This is a genomic window from Klebsiella sp. BIGb0132 (genome assembly GCF_024810075.1).
In the GTDB taxonomy this organism is placed as follows: Bacteria; Pseudomonadota; Gammaproteobacteria; order Enterobacterales; family Enterobacteriaceae; genus Klebsiella; species Klebsiella terrigena.
This window is the reverse complement of sequence record NZ_JANUDW010000014.1, coordinates 1-14,113: the sequence shown is the minus strand read 5'-3', so window position 1 is coordinate 14,113 and position 14,113 is coordinate 1. Positions and strand designations below refer to the sequence as shown.

The 14,113-nt window shown below is 58.4% G+C and carries 12 protein-coding genes; 11 read left to right on the top strand and 1 reads right to left on the bottom strand.

All coding sequences use genetic code 11. From position 1 onward, the window contains the following. Positions 1-23: 23 nt before the first annotated feature. The 11 genes from nuoC to nuoN all read left to right on the top strand — a co-directional run bounded on the left by nuoC (position 24) and on the right by nuoN (position 13,956). A complete protein-coding gene (gene nuoC, locus M2416_RS24525; RefSeq protein ID WP_076945793.1) occupies positions 24-1,832 on the top strand; it encodes an NADH-quinone oxidoreductase subunit C/D in 1,809 nt (602 codons plus the stop codon). A gap of 2 nt (positions 1,833-1,834) precedes the next feature. Then, positions 1,835-2,335 carry an NADH-quinone oxidoreductase subunit NuoE gene (gene nuoE / locus M2416_RS24520; RefSeq protein ID WP_041146562.1) on the top strand — a complete coding sequence of 167 codons (501 nt, stop codon included), beginning with the start codon at positions 1,835-1,837 and terminating at the stop codon, positions 2,333-2,335. Next, entirely contained in the window at positions 2,332-3,669 is a 1,338-nt protein-coding gene (nuoF, locus tag M2416_RS24515; RefSeq protein WP_041146561.1) for an NADH-quinone oxidoreductase subunit NuoF, read from the top strand. The genes nuoE and nuoF overlap by 4 nt, the downstream gene beginning before the upstream one ends. 83 nt (positions 3,670-3,752) lie before the next feature. Next, positions 3,753-6,479, top strand: coding sequence for an NADH-quinone oxidoreductase subunit NuoG (gene nuoG, locus M2416_RS24510; RefSeq protein ID WP_076945792.1), 2,727 nt, complete (start codon positions 3,753-3,755; stop codon positions 6,477-6,479). Next, entirely contained in the window at positions 6,476-7,453 is a 978-nt protein-coding gene (nuoH, locus tag M2416_RS24505) for an NADH-quinone oxidoreductase subunit NuoH (RefSeq protein ID WP_076945791.1), read from the top strand. Before nuoG ends, nuoH begins: the two co-directional genes overlap by 4 nt. A gap of 14 nt (positions 7,454-7,467) precedes the next feature. Then, positions 7,468-8,010: an NADH-quinone oxidoreductase subunit NuoI gene (nuoI, locus tag M2416_RS24500; RefSeq protein ID WP_015365590.1), complete on the top strand. Its 543-nt coding sequence runs from the start codon at positions 7,468-7,470 to the stop codon at positions 8,008-8,010. A 10-nt stretch (positions 8,011-8,020) separates the two neighbouring features. Next, a complete protein-coding gene (gene nuoJ / locus M2416_RS24495) occupies positions 8,021-8,575 on the top strand; it encodes an NADH-quinone oxidoreductase subunit J (protein ID WP_041146558.1) in 555 nt (184 codons plus the stop codon). Further along, positions 8,572-8,874: an NADH-quinone oxidoreductase subunit NuoK gene (gene nuoK, locus M2416_RS24490; RefSeq protein ID WP_002913148.1), complete on the top strand. Its 303-nt coding sequence runs from the start codon at positions 8,572-8,574 to the stop codon at positions 8,872-8,874. The genes nuoJ and nuoK overlap by 4 nt, the downstream gene beginning before the upstream one ends. Continuing rightward, positions 8,871-10,712 carry an NADH-quinone oxidoreductase subunit L gene (gene nuoL / locus M2416_RS24485; RefSeq protein ID WP_041146557.1) on the top strand — a complete coding sequence of 614 codons (1,842 nt, stop codon included), beginning with the start codon at positions 8,871-8,873 and terminating at the stop codon, positions 10,710-10,712. The genes nuoK and nuoL overlap by 4 nt, the downstream gene beginning before the upstream one ends. A gap of 250 nt (positions 10,713-10,962) precedes the next feature. Continuing rightward, positions 10,963-12,492 carry an NADH-quinone oxidoreductase subunit M gene (gene nuoM, locus M2416_RS24480; RefSeq protein WP_041146556.1) on the top strand — a complete coding sequence of 510 codons (1,530 nt, stop codon included), beginning with the start codon at positions 10,963-10,965 and terminating at the stop codon, positions 12,490-12,492. Positions 12,493-12,498: 6 nt separating this feature from the next. Next, positions 12,499-13,956 carry an NADH-quinone oxidoreductase subunit NuoN gene (gene nuoN / locus M2416_RS24475; RefSeq protein WP_076945790.1) on the top strand — a complete coding sequence of 486 codons (1,458 nt, stop codon included), beginning with the start codon at positions 12,499-12,501 and terminating at the stop codon, positions 13,954-13,956. Positions 13,957-13,999: 43 nt separating this feature from the next. Here the strand turns inward: nuoN and M2416_RS24470 are convergent. Further along, positions 14,000-14,113 (bottom strand): integrase core domain-containing protein (locus M2416_RS24470; RefSeq protein ID WP_259227101.1); only part of this gene is annotated, 114 nt, incomplete at its 5' end.

Sequence of the window (14,113 nt, the reverse complement as noted above, 5' to 3'; positions counted from 1 at the left end):
GCAGTCACCACGGACCTTTTGCAATGGTGAACAATATGACCGATTTAAACGCGCATGACGCCGCACCAGCCTGGCAAACCCGCGATCACCTTGATGACCCGGTGATCGGCGAACTGCGCAATCGTTTTGGCCCGGATGCCTTTACCGTTCAGCCAACCCGTACCGGCGTACCGGTAGTTTGGGTGAAGCGCGAGCAGCTGCTCGAGGTGGCCGATTTCCTGAAGAGATTGCCAAAACCTTACATCATGCTGTTCGATCTGCACGGCATGGACGAACGTCTGCGCACCCACCGTGACGGGCTACCCGCCGCGGATTTTTCCGTTTTCTATCACCTGATTTCTATTGATCGCAATCGCGATATCATGCTCAAGGTAGCATTATCCGAAAACGATCTGCGCGTTCCGACATTGACCAAACTGTTCCCTAACGCCAACTGGTATGAGCGTGAAACGTGGGAAATGTTTGGCATTGATATCGAAGGCCACCCGCACCTGACGCGCATCATGATGCCGCCGACCTGGGAAGGCCACCCGCTGCGTAAAGACTATCCGGCACGCGCCACCGAATTCGACCCGTTTGAGCTGACGAAAGCGAAACAGGATCTGGAAATGGAAGCGCTGACCTTCAAGCCGGAAGAGTGGGGCATGAAGCGCGGGACCGAAAATGAGGACTTTATGTTCCTTAACCTCGGCCCGAACCATCCCTCCGCGCACGGTGCTTTCCGTATCGTTCTGCAGCTGGATGGCGAAGAGATCGTCGACTGCGTTCCGGATATTGGCTACCACCACCGCGGTGCTGAAAAAATGGGCGAGCGCCAGTCGTGGCACAGCTACATTCCTTACACCGACCGTATCGAATATCTCGGCGGCTGCGTCAATGAGATGCCGTACGTGCTGGCGGTAGAAAAGCTGGCGGGTATTACCGTGCCGGATCGCGTCAACGTGATTCGCGTGATGCTCTCCGAGCTGTTCCGCATCAACAGCCACCTGCTGTACATCTCCACCTTTATTCAGGACGTTGGCGCCATGACGCCGGTGTTCTTTGCCTTTACCGATCGCCAGAAAATCTACGATCTGGTAGAAGCCATCACCGGTTTCCGTATGCACCCTGCGTGGTTCCGCATCGGCGGCGTCGCGCATGACCTGCCGCGCGGCTGGGATCGCCTGCTGCGTGAATTCCTTGAGTGGATGCCAAAGCGTCTGGATTCCTACGAAAAGGCCGCGCTGCGTAACAGCATTCTGATTGGCCGTTCGAAAGGGGTGGCCGCTTACAATGCGAAAGAAGCGCTGGAGTGGGGCACCACCGGTGCTGGCCTGCGCGCGACCGGCATTGGCTTCGACGTGCGTAAATGGCGTCCATATTCAGGCTATGAAAACTTCGACTTTGAAATCCCGACCGGCGGCGGCATCTCCGACTGCTACACCCGCGTGATGTTAAAAGTCGAAGAGCTGCGCCAGAGCCTGCGCATCCTTCAGCAGTGTCTCGATAATATGCCGGAAGGGCCGTTCAAGGCGGATCATCCGCTGACCACGCCGCCGCCGAAAGAGCGCACGCTGCAGCATATCGAAACCCTGATCACCCACTTCCTGCAGGTTTCCTGGGGCCCGGTTATGCCGGCCAACGAATCCTTCCAGATGGTTGAAGCGACGAAGGGTATTAACAGTTACTACCTGACCAGCGACGGCAGCACCATGAGCTATCGCACCCGTATCCGCACGCCGAGCTATGCGCACCTGCAGCAGATTCCGGCGGCGATTCGCGGCAGCCTGGTATCCGATCTTATCGTATATCTGGGTAGTATCGATTTTGTTATGTCAGACGTGGACCGCTAATTATGCACGAGAATCAACAACCACAAACCGAGGCTTTTGAGCTGAGTGCGGCAGAGCGTGAGGCAATTGAGCACGAGAAGCACCACTACGAAGACCCGCGTGCGGCGTCCATCGAAGCGCTGAAGATCGTTCAGAAACAGCGTGGCTGGGTGCCGGATGGCGCGATCTATGCGATCGCCGACGTACTGGAGATCCCGGCAAGCGATGTCGAAGGCGTTGCGACCTTCTACAGCCAGATCTTCCGTCAGCCGGTTGGCCGTCACGTCATTCGCTATTGCGACAGCGTGGTGTGTCACATCACCGGCTATCAGGGGATTCAGGCAGCACTTGAGCAAAAGCTGAATATCAAGCCGGGTCAGACAACGTTTGATGGCCGTTTTACCCTGTTACCGACCTGCTGTCTGGGTAACTGTGATAAAGGCCCAAGCATGATGATTGATGAAGACACCCACAGTCATCTGACGCCGGAAGGAATTCCTGATTTGCTGGAGCGGTATAAATGAAAAACGTTATCCGAACTCCCGAAACGCATCCGCTAACCTGGCGCCTGCGCGATGACAAACAGCCGGTATGGCTGGATGAGTATCAGAGCAAAAACGGCTACGAGGGCGCCCGTAAGGCGCTGCTGGGCCTGGCGCCGGATGAGATCGTCAACCAGGTAAAAGACGCCGGCCTGAAAGGGCGCGGCGGCGCGGGCTTCTCCACCGGTCTGAAGTGGAGCCTGATGCCGAAAGACGAATCCATGAACATCCGTTACCTGCTGTGTAACGCCGATGAGATGGAGCCGGGCACCTATAAAGACCGCCTGCTGATGGAGCAGCTGCCGCACCTGCTGGTGGAAGGCATGCTGATCTCCGCGTTTGCGCTGAAAGCGTACCGCGGCTACATCTTCCTGCGCGGCGAATATATTGAAGCGGCGGTTCATTTACGCCGCGCCATTGCCGAAGCGACCGAAGCCGGCCTGCTGGGCAAAAACATTCTCGGCACCGGTTTCGATTTCGAACTGTTCGTGCACACCGGGGCAGGGCGCTACATCTGCGGCGAAGAGACCGCGCTGATTAACTCCCTCGAAGGTCGTCGCGCCAACCCGCGTTCCAAGCCGCCGTTCCCGGCGAGCTCCGGCGTGTGGGGTAAGCCGACCTGCGTCAACAACGTCGAAACCCTGTGTAACGTCCCGGCCATTCTGGCCAACGGCGTCGAATGGTACCAGAACATCTCTAAGAGCAAAGATGCGGGTACCAAGCTGATGGGCTTCTCCGGTCGGGTGAAGAACCCGGGCCTGTGGGAGCTGCCGTTCGGCACCACCGCGCGTGAAATCCTCGAAGACTATGCAGGCGGTATGCGTGATGGCCTGAAGTTTAAAGCCTGGCAGCCGGGTGGCGCAGGGACTGACTTCCTGACCGAAGCGCATCTCGACCTGCCGATGGAGTTCGAAAGTATTGGCAAGGCGGGCAGCCGTCTGGGTACCGCGCTGGCGATGGCCGTCGACCACGAGATCGGCATGGTTTCGCTGGTGCGTAACCTTGAAGAGTTCTTCGCCCGCGAGTCCTGCGGCTGGTGTACGCCCTGTCGCGATGGCCTGCCGTGGAGCGTGAAGATCCTGCGCGCCATTGAGCGCGGCGAAGGTCAGCCGGGTGATATCGAGACACTTGAGCAACTGTGTCGATTCCTTGGGCCGGGTAAAACCTTCTGCGCGCATGCGCCAGGCGCGGTCGAACCGCTGCAAAGCGCCATTAAATATTTCCGCGACGAATTCGAAGCAGGCATTAAGCAGCAGTTCAGTAATACCCATGCAATCAACGGGATTCAGCCGAACCTGCTTAAGACGCGCTGGTGATTCCCACCGACTCATTCAGCCGGTGCCAGGGCGGCAGCTGAGTGAGGAAGTGGTAACGATTTTTTTAATTTGGAAGCATGCTAATGGCTACGATTCATGTAGACGGCAAAGAATACGAGGTCAACGGAGCGGACAACCTGCTAGAGGCTTGTCTCTCTCTCGGTCTTGATATTCCATACTTTTGCTGGCACCCGGCGCTCGGCAGCGTCGGCGCTTGCCGCCAGTGTGCGGTGAAGCAATATCAAAACGCGGAAGACACGCGTGGTCGCCTGGTGATGTCCTGTATGACACCGGCATCCGATGGTTCCTTTATTTCTATCGACGACGCAGAAGCGAAACAGTTCCGCGAAAGCGTGGTTGAGTGGCTGATGACCAACCACCCGCACGACTGTCCGGTCTGCGAAGAGGGCGGTAACTGCCACCTGCAGGATATGACCGTGATGACCGGTCATAGCTTCCGTCGCTACCGCTTTACCAAGCGCACCCACCGCAATCAGGATCTGGGGCCGTTCATCTCGCACGAAATGAACCGCTGCATCGCCTGCTACCGCTGCGTACGCTACTACAAAGACTATGCTGACGGCACCGATCTGGGCGTTTATGGCGCTCACGACAACGTCTACTTCGGTCGCCCGGAAGACGGCGTGCTGGAGAGCGAATTCTCCGGCAACCTGGTTGAGGTCTGCCCGACCGGCGTATTCACCGATAAAACGCACTCCGAGCGCTACAACCGTAAATGGGATATGCAGTTTGCGCCAAGCATCTGTCAGCAGTGTTCCATCGGTTGCAACATCAGCCCGGGTGAGCGTTACGGCGAGCTACGTCGTATCGAAAACCGCTATAACGGCACCGTCAACCGCTACTTCCTCTGCGACCGCGGTCGTTTCGGCTATGGCTACGTGAACCTGAAAGACCGTCCGCGTCAGCCGGTTCAGCGCCGCGGCGACGATCTGATCGCCCTCAACGCCGAGCAGGCCATGCAGGGTGCGGCGGATATTCTGCGCCAGTCGAAAAAAGCGATCGGCATCGGCTCTCCGCGCGCCAGCCTCGAAAGCAACTTTGCGCTGCGCGAGCTGGTTGGCGCCGAGAACTTCTATACCGGCATCGCTAAAGCCGAGCAGGAACGTCTGCAGATGATGCTGACGGTGCTGCGCGACGGCGGTATTCATACCCCGGCGCTGCGCGACATTGAATCCTACGATGCGGTACTGGTGCTGGGTGAAGATCTTACACAAACCGGCGCCCGCATTGCGCTGGCCGTACGCCAGGCGGTGAAAGGTAAAGCGCGTGAAATGGCCGCGGCGCAGAAAGTCGCCGACTGGCAGATTGCCGCGATCCTTAATATCGGCCAGCGTGCGAAGCATCCGCTGTTTGTCACCAATATCGACGACACCCGTCTGGACGACGTCGCCGCGTGGACCTACCGCGCGCCGGTTGAAGATCAGGCGCGGCTGGGCTTTGCCATTGCGCACGCGCTGGATGAAACCTCGCCGGCGGTGGAAGGCCTGAGCAAAGATCTGCAGGGCAAAATTGACGTGATCGTCCAGGCGCTGGCCGGGGCGAAGAAACCGCTGATCGTCTCCGGAACCAACGCCGGCAGCATCGAGATTATTCAGGCCGCGGCGAACGTCGCTAAGGCGCTGAAAGGTCGCGGCGCAGACGTCGGCGTGACCATGGTTGCCCGCGCGGTGAACAGCGTCGGTCTGGGTATGATCGGCGGCGGTTCACTGGAAGAGGCGTTGAGCGAGCTGGAAACCGGCGCTGCCGATGCGGTTATCGTGCTGGAAAACGATCTGCATCGTCACGCTTCCGCCGCGCGCGTAGACGCTGCGCTGGCCAAAGCGCCGCTGGTGATGGTCGTTGACCATCAGCGTACCGCGATCATGGAAAAAGCGCATCTGGTGCTCTCTGCGGCAAGCTTTGCAGAAAGCGACGGCACGGTGGTCAACAACGAAGGCCGCGCCCAGCGTTTCTTCCAGGTTTATGACCCGGCCTACTACGATGCGAATACCGTGATGCTGGAGAGCTGGCGCTGGCTGCATTCGCTGCACAGCACCGTCGACAACCGTCAGGTTGACTGGACGCAGCTGGACCACGTCATTGACGCGGTAGTGGCTAAGCTGCCGCAGCTGGCAGGCATTAAAGATGCCGCGCCGGACGCGAGCTTCCGCATTCGCGGTCAGAAGCTGGCCCGTGAACCGCATCGTTACAGCGGCCGCACGGCGATGCGCGCCAATATCAGCGTGCATGAACCGCGCCAGCCGCAGGACAAAGACACCATGTTTGCCTTCTCGATGGAAGGGAACAACCAGCCGTCCGCTCCGCGTTCGCAAATTCCGTTTGCGTGGGCGCCGGGCTGGAACTCCCCGCAGGCGTGGAACAAATTCCAGGATGAAGTGGGCGGTAAGCTGCGCCACGGCGATCCGGGCGTGCGCCTGATTGAGGCTTCCGCCGAGGGGCTGGATTACTTCACCGCGGTGCCGGAAAGCTTCCAGGCCGAAGAAGGGAAATGGCGGATTGCGCCGTACTACCATCTGTTCGGCAGCGACGAGCTGTCGCAGCGCTCGCCGGTGTTCCAGAGCCGCATGCCGCAGCCGTATCTCAAGCTTAACCCGGAAGATGCGGCGAAGCTTGGCGTCAACGCGGGGGCGATGGTCTCCTTCAGCGTTGAGGGTCATCTGCTTAGCCTGCCGCTGATTATCTCTGCGGGCCTGACGGCAGGGCAGGTTGGCCTACCGATGGGCATGCCTGGCATTGCGCCGGTTCTGACCGGAGCGCGTATTGATACTCTGCAGGAGGCAAAAGCATGAGTTGGTTAACACCGGATCTCATCGACATTCTGTTAAGCATCCTGAAGGCGGTGGTCATTCTGCTGGTGGTTGTCACCTGCGGCGCGTTCATGAGCTTCGGCGAACGTCGTCTGCTCGGGTTGTTCCAGAACCGCTATGGGCCTAACCGCGTCGGCTGGGGCGGTTCGCTGCAGCTGGTTGCCGACATGATCAAAATGTTCTTTAAAGAGGACTGGGTTCCGCGCTTTACCGATCGCGTGATCTTTACTCTGGCACCGGTTATTGCCTTTACCTCGCTGCTGCTGGCCTTTGCTATCGTGCCGGTCAGCCCGTCGTGGGTGGTGGCCGACCTGAACATCGGCATCCTGTTCTTCCTGATGATGGCAGGCCTGGCGGTCTACGCGGTGCTGTTTGCCGGCTGGTCGAGTAATAACAAATACTCGCTGCTGGGCGCGATGCGCGCCTCCGCGCAGACGCTGAGCTACGAAGTGTTCCTCGGCCTCTCCCTGATGGGCGTGGTGGCGCAGGCGGGATCGTTCAATATGGGCGATATCGTCAACAACCAGGCGCATCTGTGGAACGTTATCCCGCAGTTCTTTGGCTTCGTTACCTTTGCGATTGCGGGCGTGGCCGTGTGTCACCGTCACCCGTTTGACCAACCGGAAGCTGAGCAGGAGCTGGCCGATGGCTACCACATTGAATATTCCGGCATGAAGTTCGGCCTGTTCTTCGTCGGTGAATATATCGGGATTGTCACCGTATCGGCGCTGATCGTGACGCTGTTCTTCGGCGGCTGGAATGGCCCATGGTTACCTCCGTTCATCTGGTTCGCGCTGAAAACCGCGTTCTTCATGATGATGTTCATTTTGATCCGCGCATCATTACCGCGTCCACGTTATGACCAGGTAATGTCCTTTGGCTGGAAGGTATGCCTGCCATTAACGCTGATCAACTTGTTGGTAACGGCGGCTGTCATTCTCTGGCAGGCGCAATAAGGGGTGAATTGACCATGACCTTAAAAGAATTATTGGTGGGGTTCGGCACCCAGGTCCGCAGTATCTGCATGATCGGGATGCACGCCTTCGCCAAACGTGAAACCCAGATGTATCCGGAAGAGCCGGTATATCTGCCGCCGCGCTATCGTGGCCGCATCGTGCTGACGCGCGATCCGGACGGCGAAGAGCGTTGCGTTGCCTGTAACCTGTGTGCGGTAGCGTGTCCGGTAGGCTGTATCTCTTTGCAAAAAGCAGAGACCAAAGACGGCCGCTGGTACCCGGAGTTTTTCCGCATCAACTTCTCACGCTGCATTTTCTGCGGTCTGTGTGAAGAAGCGTGCCCAACCACGGCGATTCAGTTGACCCCGGACTTCGAACTGGGTGAATACAAGCGTCAGGATCTGGTGTACGAAAAAGAGGATCTGCTGATTTCCGGTCCGGGTAAATACCCGGAATATAACTTCTACCGGATGGCGGGTATGGCAATCGACGGCAAAGATAAGGGCGAAGCAGAGAACGAAGCTAAGCCTATCGACGTCAAGAGCCTGTTACCGTAAGGAGAGGGCAATGGAATTCGCTTTTTATATCTGTGGCCTTGTCGCCATCCTCGCAACCCTGCGAGTGATCACCCACACCAATCCGGTGCACGCGCTGCTGTACCTGATTATTTCGCTGTTAGCGATTGCTGGCGTGTTCTTCTCGCTGGGCGCGTACTTCGCCGGGGCGCTGGAGATCATCGTCTACGCCGGGGCCATCATGGTGCTGTTCGTCTTCGTGGTGATGATGCTTAACCTTGGCGGCAGCGAAATTGAGCAGGAACGTAAGTGGCTGCAGCCGGGGATCTGGATCGGCCCGGCCATCCTCTCCGCGGTGCTGCTGGTGGTTATCGTTTATGCCATCCTCGGTCTTAACGATCAGGGCATTGAAGGCACCGCGATAAGCGCGAAAGAAGTTGGTATTGCGCTGTTTGGCCCGTACGTACTGGCGGTGGAGCTGGCCTCCATGCTGCTGCTGGCCGGTCTGGTTGTTGCCTTCCACATCGGCCGCGAAGAGCGTGTCGGTGAAGTGCTGAGCAACCGCCAGAACGATAGCGACAAAAGAAAAACGGAGGAGCACGCATGATCCCCTTAACACATGGACTGATCCTCGCCGCGATCCTGTTTGTTCTCGGTCTGACGGGTCTGGTGATTCGCCGCAATCTGCTGTTTATGCTGATTAGCCTGGAGATCATGATCAACGCCGCGGCGTTGGCCTTCGTGGTTGCCGGAAGCTACTGGGGTCAGGCCGATGGTCAGATAATGTATATTCTCGCCATCAGCCTTGCGGCTGCGGAAGCGAGTATCGGTCTGGCGCTGCTGCTGCAGCTCCATCGTCGCCGCCAGAACCTGAACATCGATTCAGTAAGTGAGTTGCGTGGATGAACATGCTTTCCTTAACCATTCTTTTGCCATTGATTGGCTTTGTGCTGCTGGCCTTTTCCCGCGGGCGCTGGTCGGAAAACCTCTCCGCCACCGTGGGGATGGGGTCGGTAGGCCTGGCCGCGCTGGTTACGGCCTTCGTTGGGATGGACTTCTTTGCTAACGGCAGGCAGGCGATCAGCGTTCCGCTGTGGACGTGGATGTCGGTGGGCGATTTCAACATCGGCTTTAACCTGGTGCTGGACGGTCTTTCCCTGACCATGCTCTCTGTGGTTACCGGCGTCGGTTTCCTGATCCACATGTTCGCCTCCTGGTACATGCGCGGGGAAGAGGGCTACTCCCGCTTCTTCGCCTATACCAACCTGTTTATCGCCAGCATGGTGGTTCTGGTGCTCGCCGATAACCTGCTGCTGATGTACCTCGGCTGGGAAGGCGTGGGCCTGTGCTCCTATCTGCTGATCGGTTTCTACTATACCGATCCGAAGAACGGCGCTGCGGCGATGAAAGCGTTTGTGGTGACCCGCGTCGGCGACGTGTTCCTCGCCTTTGCGCTGTTCATTCTCTACAACGAGCTGGGAACCCTGAACTTCCGCGAAATGGTCGAGCTGGCGCCTCAGCACTTCGAAGCCGGCAACAACATGCTGACGTGGGCGACCCTGATGCTGCTTGGCGGCGCGGTGGGTAAATCCGCGCAGCTGCCGCTGCAGACCTGGCTTGCGGACGCGATGGCGGGCCCGACCCCGGTCTCCGCGCTGATCCACGCCGCCACCATGGTGACCGCGGGCGTGTATCTGATTGCGCGTACGCACGGCCTGTTCCTGATGACGCCGGAAATTCTGCATCTGGTGGGTATCGTCGGTGCGGTGACGCTGGTGCTGGCAGGGTTTGCCGCGCTGGTACAAACCGACATCAAGCGCGTGCTGGCCTACTCGACGATGAGTCAGATTGGCTACATGTTCCTGGCGCTGGGCGTTCAGGCATGGGACGCGGCGATTTTCCATCTGATGACCCACGCGTTCTTCAAAGCGCTGCTGTTCCTCTCCTCTGGTTCGGTGATCCTCGCCTGCCATCACGAGCAGAACATCTTCAAAATGGGCGGTCTGCGTAAATCGATTCCTCTGGTGTACGTCTGCTTCCTGGTGGGGGGCGCGGCGCTGTCCGCACTGCCGCTCATCACCGCAGGCTTCTTCAGTAAGGATGAGATCCTCGCCGGCGCGATGGCTAACGGTCATCTCAATCTGATGGTTGCCGGCCTGGTCGGCGCGTTTATGACCTCGCTGTATACCTTCCGCATGATCTTCATCGTGTTCCACGGCAAAGAGCAGATTCACGCTCACGCAGGCAAAGGGATTACCCATCACCTGCCGCTGATTATTCTGCTGGTTCTCTCCACCTTCGTTGGCGCCATGATTGTGCCACCGCTGCAGGGCGTACTGCCGCAGACCACCGAGCTTGAGCACGGCCGCGTAATGACGCTGGAAATCGTCTCCGGGATTGTGGCTATTGCCGGTATCCTCATCGCTGCATGGCTGTGGCTAGGTAAACGCACGCTGGTGACCTCCATCGCCAACAGCGCGCCTGGCCGCCTGCTCGGCACCTGGTGGTACAACGCCTGGGGCTTCGACTGGCTGTACGACAAGGTGTTCGTGAAGCCGTTCCTCGGCGTGGCGTGGCTGCTGAAAAGCGATCCGCTGAACTCGATGATGAACATTCCGGCTATCCTCTCCCGCTTTGCAGGTAAAGGCCTGCTGTTAAGCGAGAACGGCTATTTACGCTGGTATGTCGCGTCAATGAGCATCGGTGCGGTTGTCGTGCTGGCGCTGCTGATGGTACTGCGTTGAGTTTGTTGGCTGGGTGAGCGATTGCCGGATGGCGCTGCGCTTATCCGGCCGACAAACCCTAAAAGAATTTTAGAATTCGTTGAAAATCTGTTCCTGAGGTACAGGCGTCATCGGCGAAGTCAGACCGGAGACCGCCAGCGCAGAGCAACCGCAGCGTACGAAAGTGCGCGAGGAGTGCGAGCACTGCCGGAATTCGGGCTGGCGAGCGAGATAGCCTGAGCAGGAGTAAATATAAGGGACATACTCAGCTATGTTATTACCCTGGTTAATACTAATCCCCTTTATCGGCGGGTTCCTGTGCTGGCAGACCGAACGCTTTGGCGTGAAGATGCCGCGCTGGATTGCGCTGATTACCATGGGACTGACGCTGGTTCTCTCACTGCAGCTGTGGCTGCAGGGCGGCTATTCTCTGACACAGGCCGCGGGTATCCCCCAATGGCAGTCTGAATTTGTCATGCCGTGGATCCCTCGCTTCGGTATTAGCATTCATCTGGCTATCGACGGTCTGTCGCTGCTGATGGTGGTGCTGACCGGCCTGCTCGGCGTACTGGCCGTACTCTGTTCATGGCGCGAGATCGAAAAGTATCAGGGCTTCTTCCACCTCAACCTGATGTGGATCCTGGGCGGCGTTATCGGCGTGTTCCTTGCCATCGACATGTTCCTGTTCTTCTTCTTCTGGGAGATGATGCTGGTGCCGATGTACTTCCTGATCGCGCTGTGGGGCCACAAGGCTTCCGACGGTAAAACGCGTATCACGGCGGCCACCAAGTTCTTCATCTATACCCAGGCGAGCGGGCTGGTGATGCTGATTGCCATCCTGGCGCTGGCGTTCGTGCACTTCAACGCCACCGGCGTGTGGACCTTCAACTATGAAGATCTGCTGAAGACGCCGATGTCCCACGGCGTGGAATACGTGCTGATGCTGGGCTTCTTCATCGCCTTCGCGGTGAAAATGCCGGTGGTACCGCTGCACGGCTGGCTGCCGGACGCGCACTCCCAGGCGCCGACCGCCGGTTCCGTTGACCTCGCGGGGATCCTGCTGAAAACCGCGGCCTACGGTCTGCTGCGTTTTGCACTGCCGCTGTTCCCGAACGCCTCTGCCGAATTTGCGCCCATCGCTATGTGGCTGGGTATCATCGGTATTTTCTACGGCGCGTGGATGGCCTTCTGCCAGTACGATATCAAACGCTTGATTGCCTACACCTCGGTTTCTCATATGGGCTTCGTGCTGATTGCCATCTATACCGGCAGCCAGCTGGCCTATCAGGGTGCGGTGATTCAGATGATTGCGCACGGCCTCTCCGCTGCCGGTCTGTTTATCCTTTGCGGCCAGCTCTACGAGCGCCTGCACACGCGTGATATGCGTCAGATGGGCGGCCTGTGGAGCAAAATTAAGTGGCTGCCGGCGCTGTCGATGTTCTTCGCCGTGGCGACCCTCGGGATGCCGGGTACCGGTAACTTTGTCGGTGAGTTCATGATCCTGTTCGGCAGCTATAAAGTGGTGCCGGTGATTACCGTGATCTCCACCTTTGGTCTGGTGTTCGCTTCCGTCTACTCGCTGGCGATGCTGCATCGTGCCTACTTCGGTAAAGCGAAGAGCGAGATTGCGGCGAAAGAGCTGCCGGGAATGTCGCTGCGCGAGCTGTCGATTGTTCTGCTGCTGGTGGTTCTGCTGGTGCTGCTGGGCTTCTTCCCGCAGCCGATTCTGGACACCTCACATGCTGCGATGAGCAACATTCAGCAGTGGTTTGTTAATTCTGTTTCTACTACAAGGCCGTAATTCGCCATGACAATAACTCCACAACAACTGATCGCACTGCTACCGCTGCTGATCGTCGGCTTGACGGTGGTGGTTGTGATGCTCTCCATTGCGTGGCGACGCAATCATTTCCTTAATGCCACGCTGTCGGTTCTCGGGCTTAACGCCGCGCTGATATCGCTTTGGTTTGTCGGTCAGAACGGCGCGATGGACGTTACGCCGCTGATCCGCGTTGACGGCTACGCCATGCTCTACACCGGGCTGGTGCTGCTGGCGAGCCTGGCGACCTGTACTTTTGCCTATCCGTGGCTTGAGGGTTACAAGGACAATAAAGAAGAGTTCTACCTGCTGGTGCTCATCGCCGCGCTGGGTGGCATTCTGCTGGCGGGGGCAAACCATCTGGCGGCGCTGTTCCTCGGTATCGAATTGATTTCGCTGCCGCTGTTCGGCCTCATTGGCTATGCTTTCCGTCAGAAACGGTCTCTGGAAGCCAGTATCAAATACACCATCCTCTCCGCCGCAGCCTCTTCTTTCCTGCTGTTCGGTATGGCGCTGGTGTACGCGAACTCCGGCAATCTCTCCTTCCTGGCCCTCGGTAAGAGCCTGGCGGATAACACCCTGCACGAGCCGCTGCTGCTGGCGGGTCTGGGTCTGATGATTGTGGGTCTGGGCTTTAAGCTGTCGCTGGTGCCGTTCCACCTGTGGACGCCGGACGTTTATCAGGGCGCGCCGGCGCCGGTATCAACCTTCCTGGCCACCGCCAGCAAGATTGCTATCTTCGGCGTGGTGATGCGTCTGTTCCTGTATATGCCGGTAGGCAACAGCGAAGCGGTGCGCATCGTGCTGGGTCTGATAGCCTTTGCGTCCATCATCTTCGGTAACCTGATGGCGCTGAGCCAGACCAACATCAAGCGCCTGCTCGGCTACTCTTCGATCTCGCATCTCGGCTATCTGCTGGTGGCGCTGATCGCCCTGCAGAGCGGCGAAATGTCGATGGAAGCCGTCGGCGTCTATCTGGCCGGCTACCTGTTCAGCAGCCTCGGCGCCTTCGGCGTGGTGAGCCTGATGTCCAGCCCGTACCGCGGCCCGGATGCCGACTCGCTGTACTCCTATCGCGGCCTGTTCTGGCACCGTCCGATTCTGTCTGCGGTGATGACGGTGATGATGCTGTCGCTGGCCGGTATTCCGATGACGCTGGGCTTCATCGGTAAGTTCTACGTGCTGGCGGTCGGGGTGCACGCGCACCTGTGGTGGCTGGTTGGCGCCGTGGTGGTGGGTTCGGCGATTGGTCTTTACTACTACCTGCGCGTCGCGGTGAGCCTCTATCTGAGCGCGCCGGAGAAACTGAACCGCGATGCACCGTCTAACTGGCAGTACAGCGCCGGCGGTATCGTGGTACTGATCTCGGCTCTGCTGGTGCTGGTACTCGGCGTCTGGCCGCAGCCGCTGATTAGCATCGTACAGCTGGCAACGCCGCTGATGTAAAGCGGCTACGGCTTGACTAGTCCTGGAATAGGTTGACACTTTTTCAGCCCTGTAACGCCCGGTGAACTTCATCGGGCGTTTTGTATTGTAGCGACAGATGGGGCCGCTGTGTGTTGTAAATTCCTACTGACTCCCTGACCATCCTTCTTGCCTGCTC

Bases quoted from the DNA above. Each gene is read 5' to 3' on its own strand.
- nuoF (WP_041146561.1), top strand. From the start codon at position 2,332: ATGAAAAACGTTATCCGAACTCCCGAAACGCATCCGCTAACCTGGCGC.
- nuoG (WP_076945792.1), top strand. From the start codon at position 3,753: ATGGCTACGATTCATGTAGACGGCAAAGAATACGAGGTCAACGGAGCG.
- nuoM (WP_041146556.1), top strand. From the start codon at position 10,963: ATGTTATTACCCTGGTTAATACTAATCCCCTTTATCGGCGGGTTCCTG.
- nuoL (WP_041146557.1), top strand. From the start codon at position 8,871: ATGAACATGCTTTCCTTAACCATTCTTTTGCCATTGATTGGCTTTGTG.
- nuoI (WP_015365590.1), top strand. From the start codon at position 7,468: ATGACCTTAAAAGAATTATTGGTGGGGTTCGGCACCCAGGTCCGCAGT.
- nuoK (WP_002913148.1), top strand. From the start codon at position 8,572: ATGATCCCCTTAACACATGGACTGATCCTCGCCGCGATCCTGTTTGTT.
- nuoJ (WP_041146558.1), top strand. From the start codon at position 8,021: ATGGAATTCGCTTTTTATATCTGTGGCCTTGTCGCCATCCTCGCAACC.
- nuoH (WP_076945791.1), top strand. From the start codon at position 6,476: ATGAGTTGGTTAACACCGGATCTCATCGACATTCTGTTAAGCATCCTG.
- nuoE (WP_041146562.1), top strand. From the start codon at position 1,835: ATGCACGAGAATCAACAACCACAAACCGAGGCTTTTGAGCTGAGTGCG.
- nuoN (WP_076945790.1), top strand. From the start codon at position 12,499: ATGACAATAACTCCACAACAACTGATCGCACTGCTACCGCTGCTGATC.
- nuoC (WP_076945793.1), top strand. From the start codon at position 24: ATGGTGAACAATATGACCGATTTAAACGCGCATGACGCCGCACCAGCC.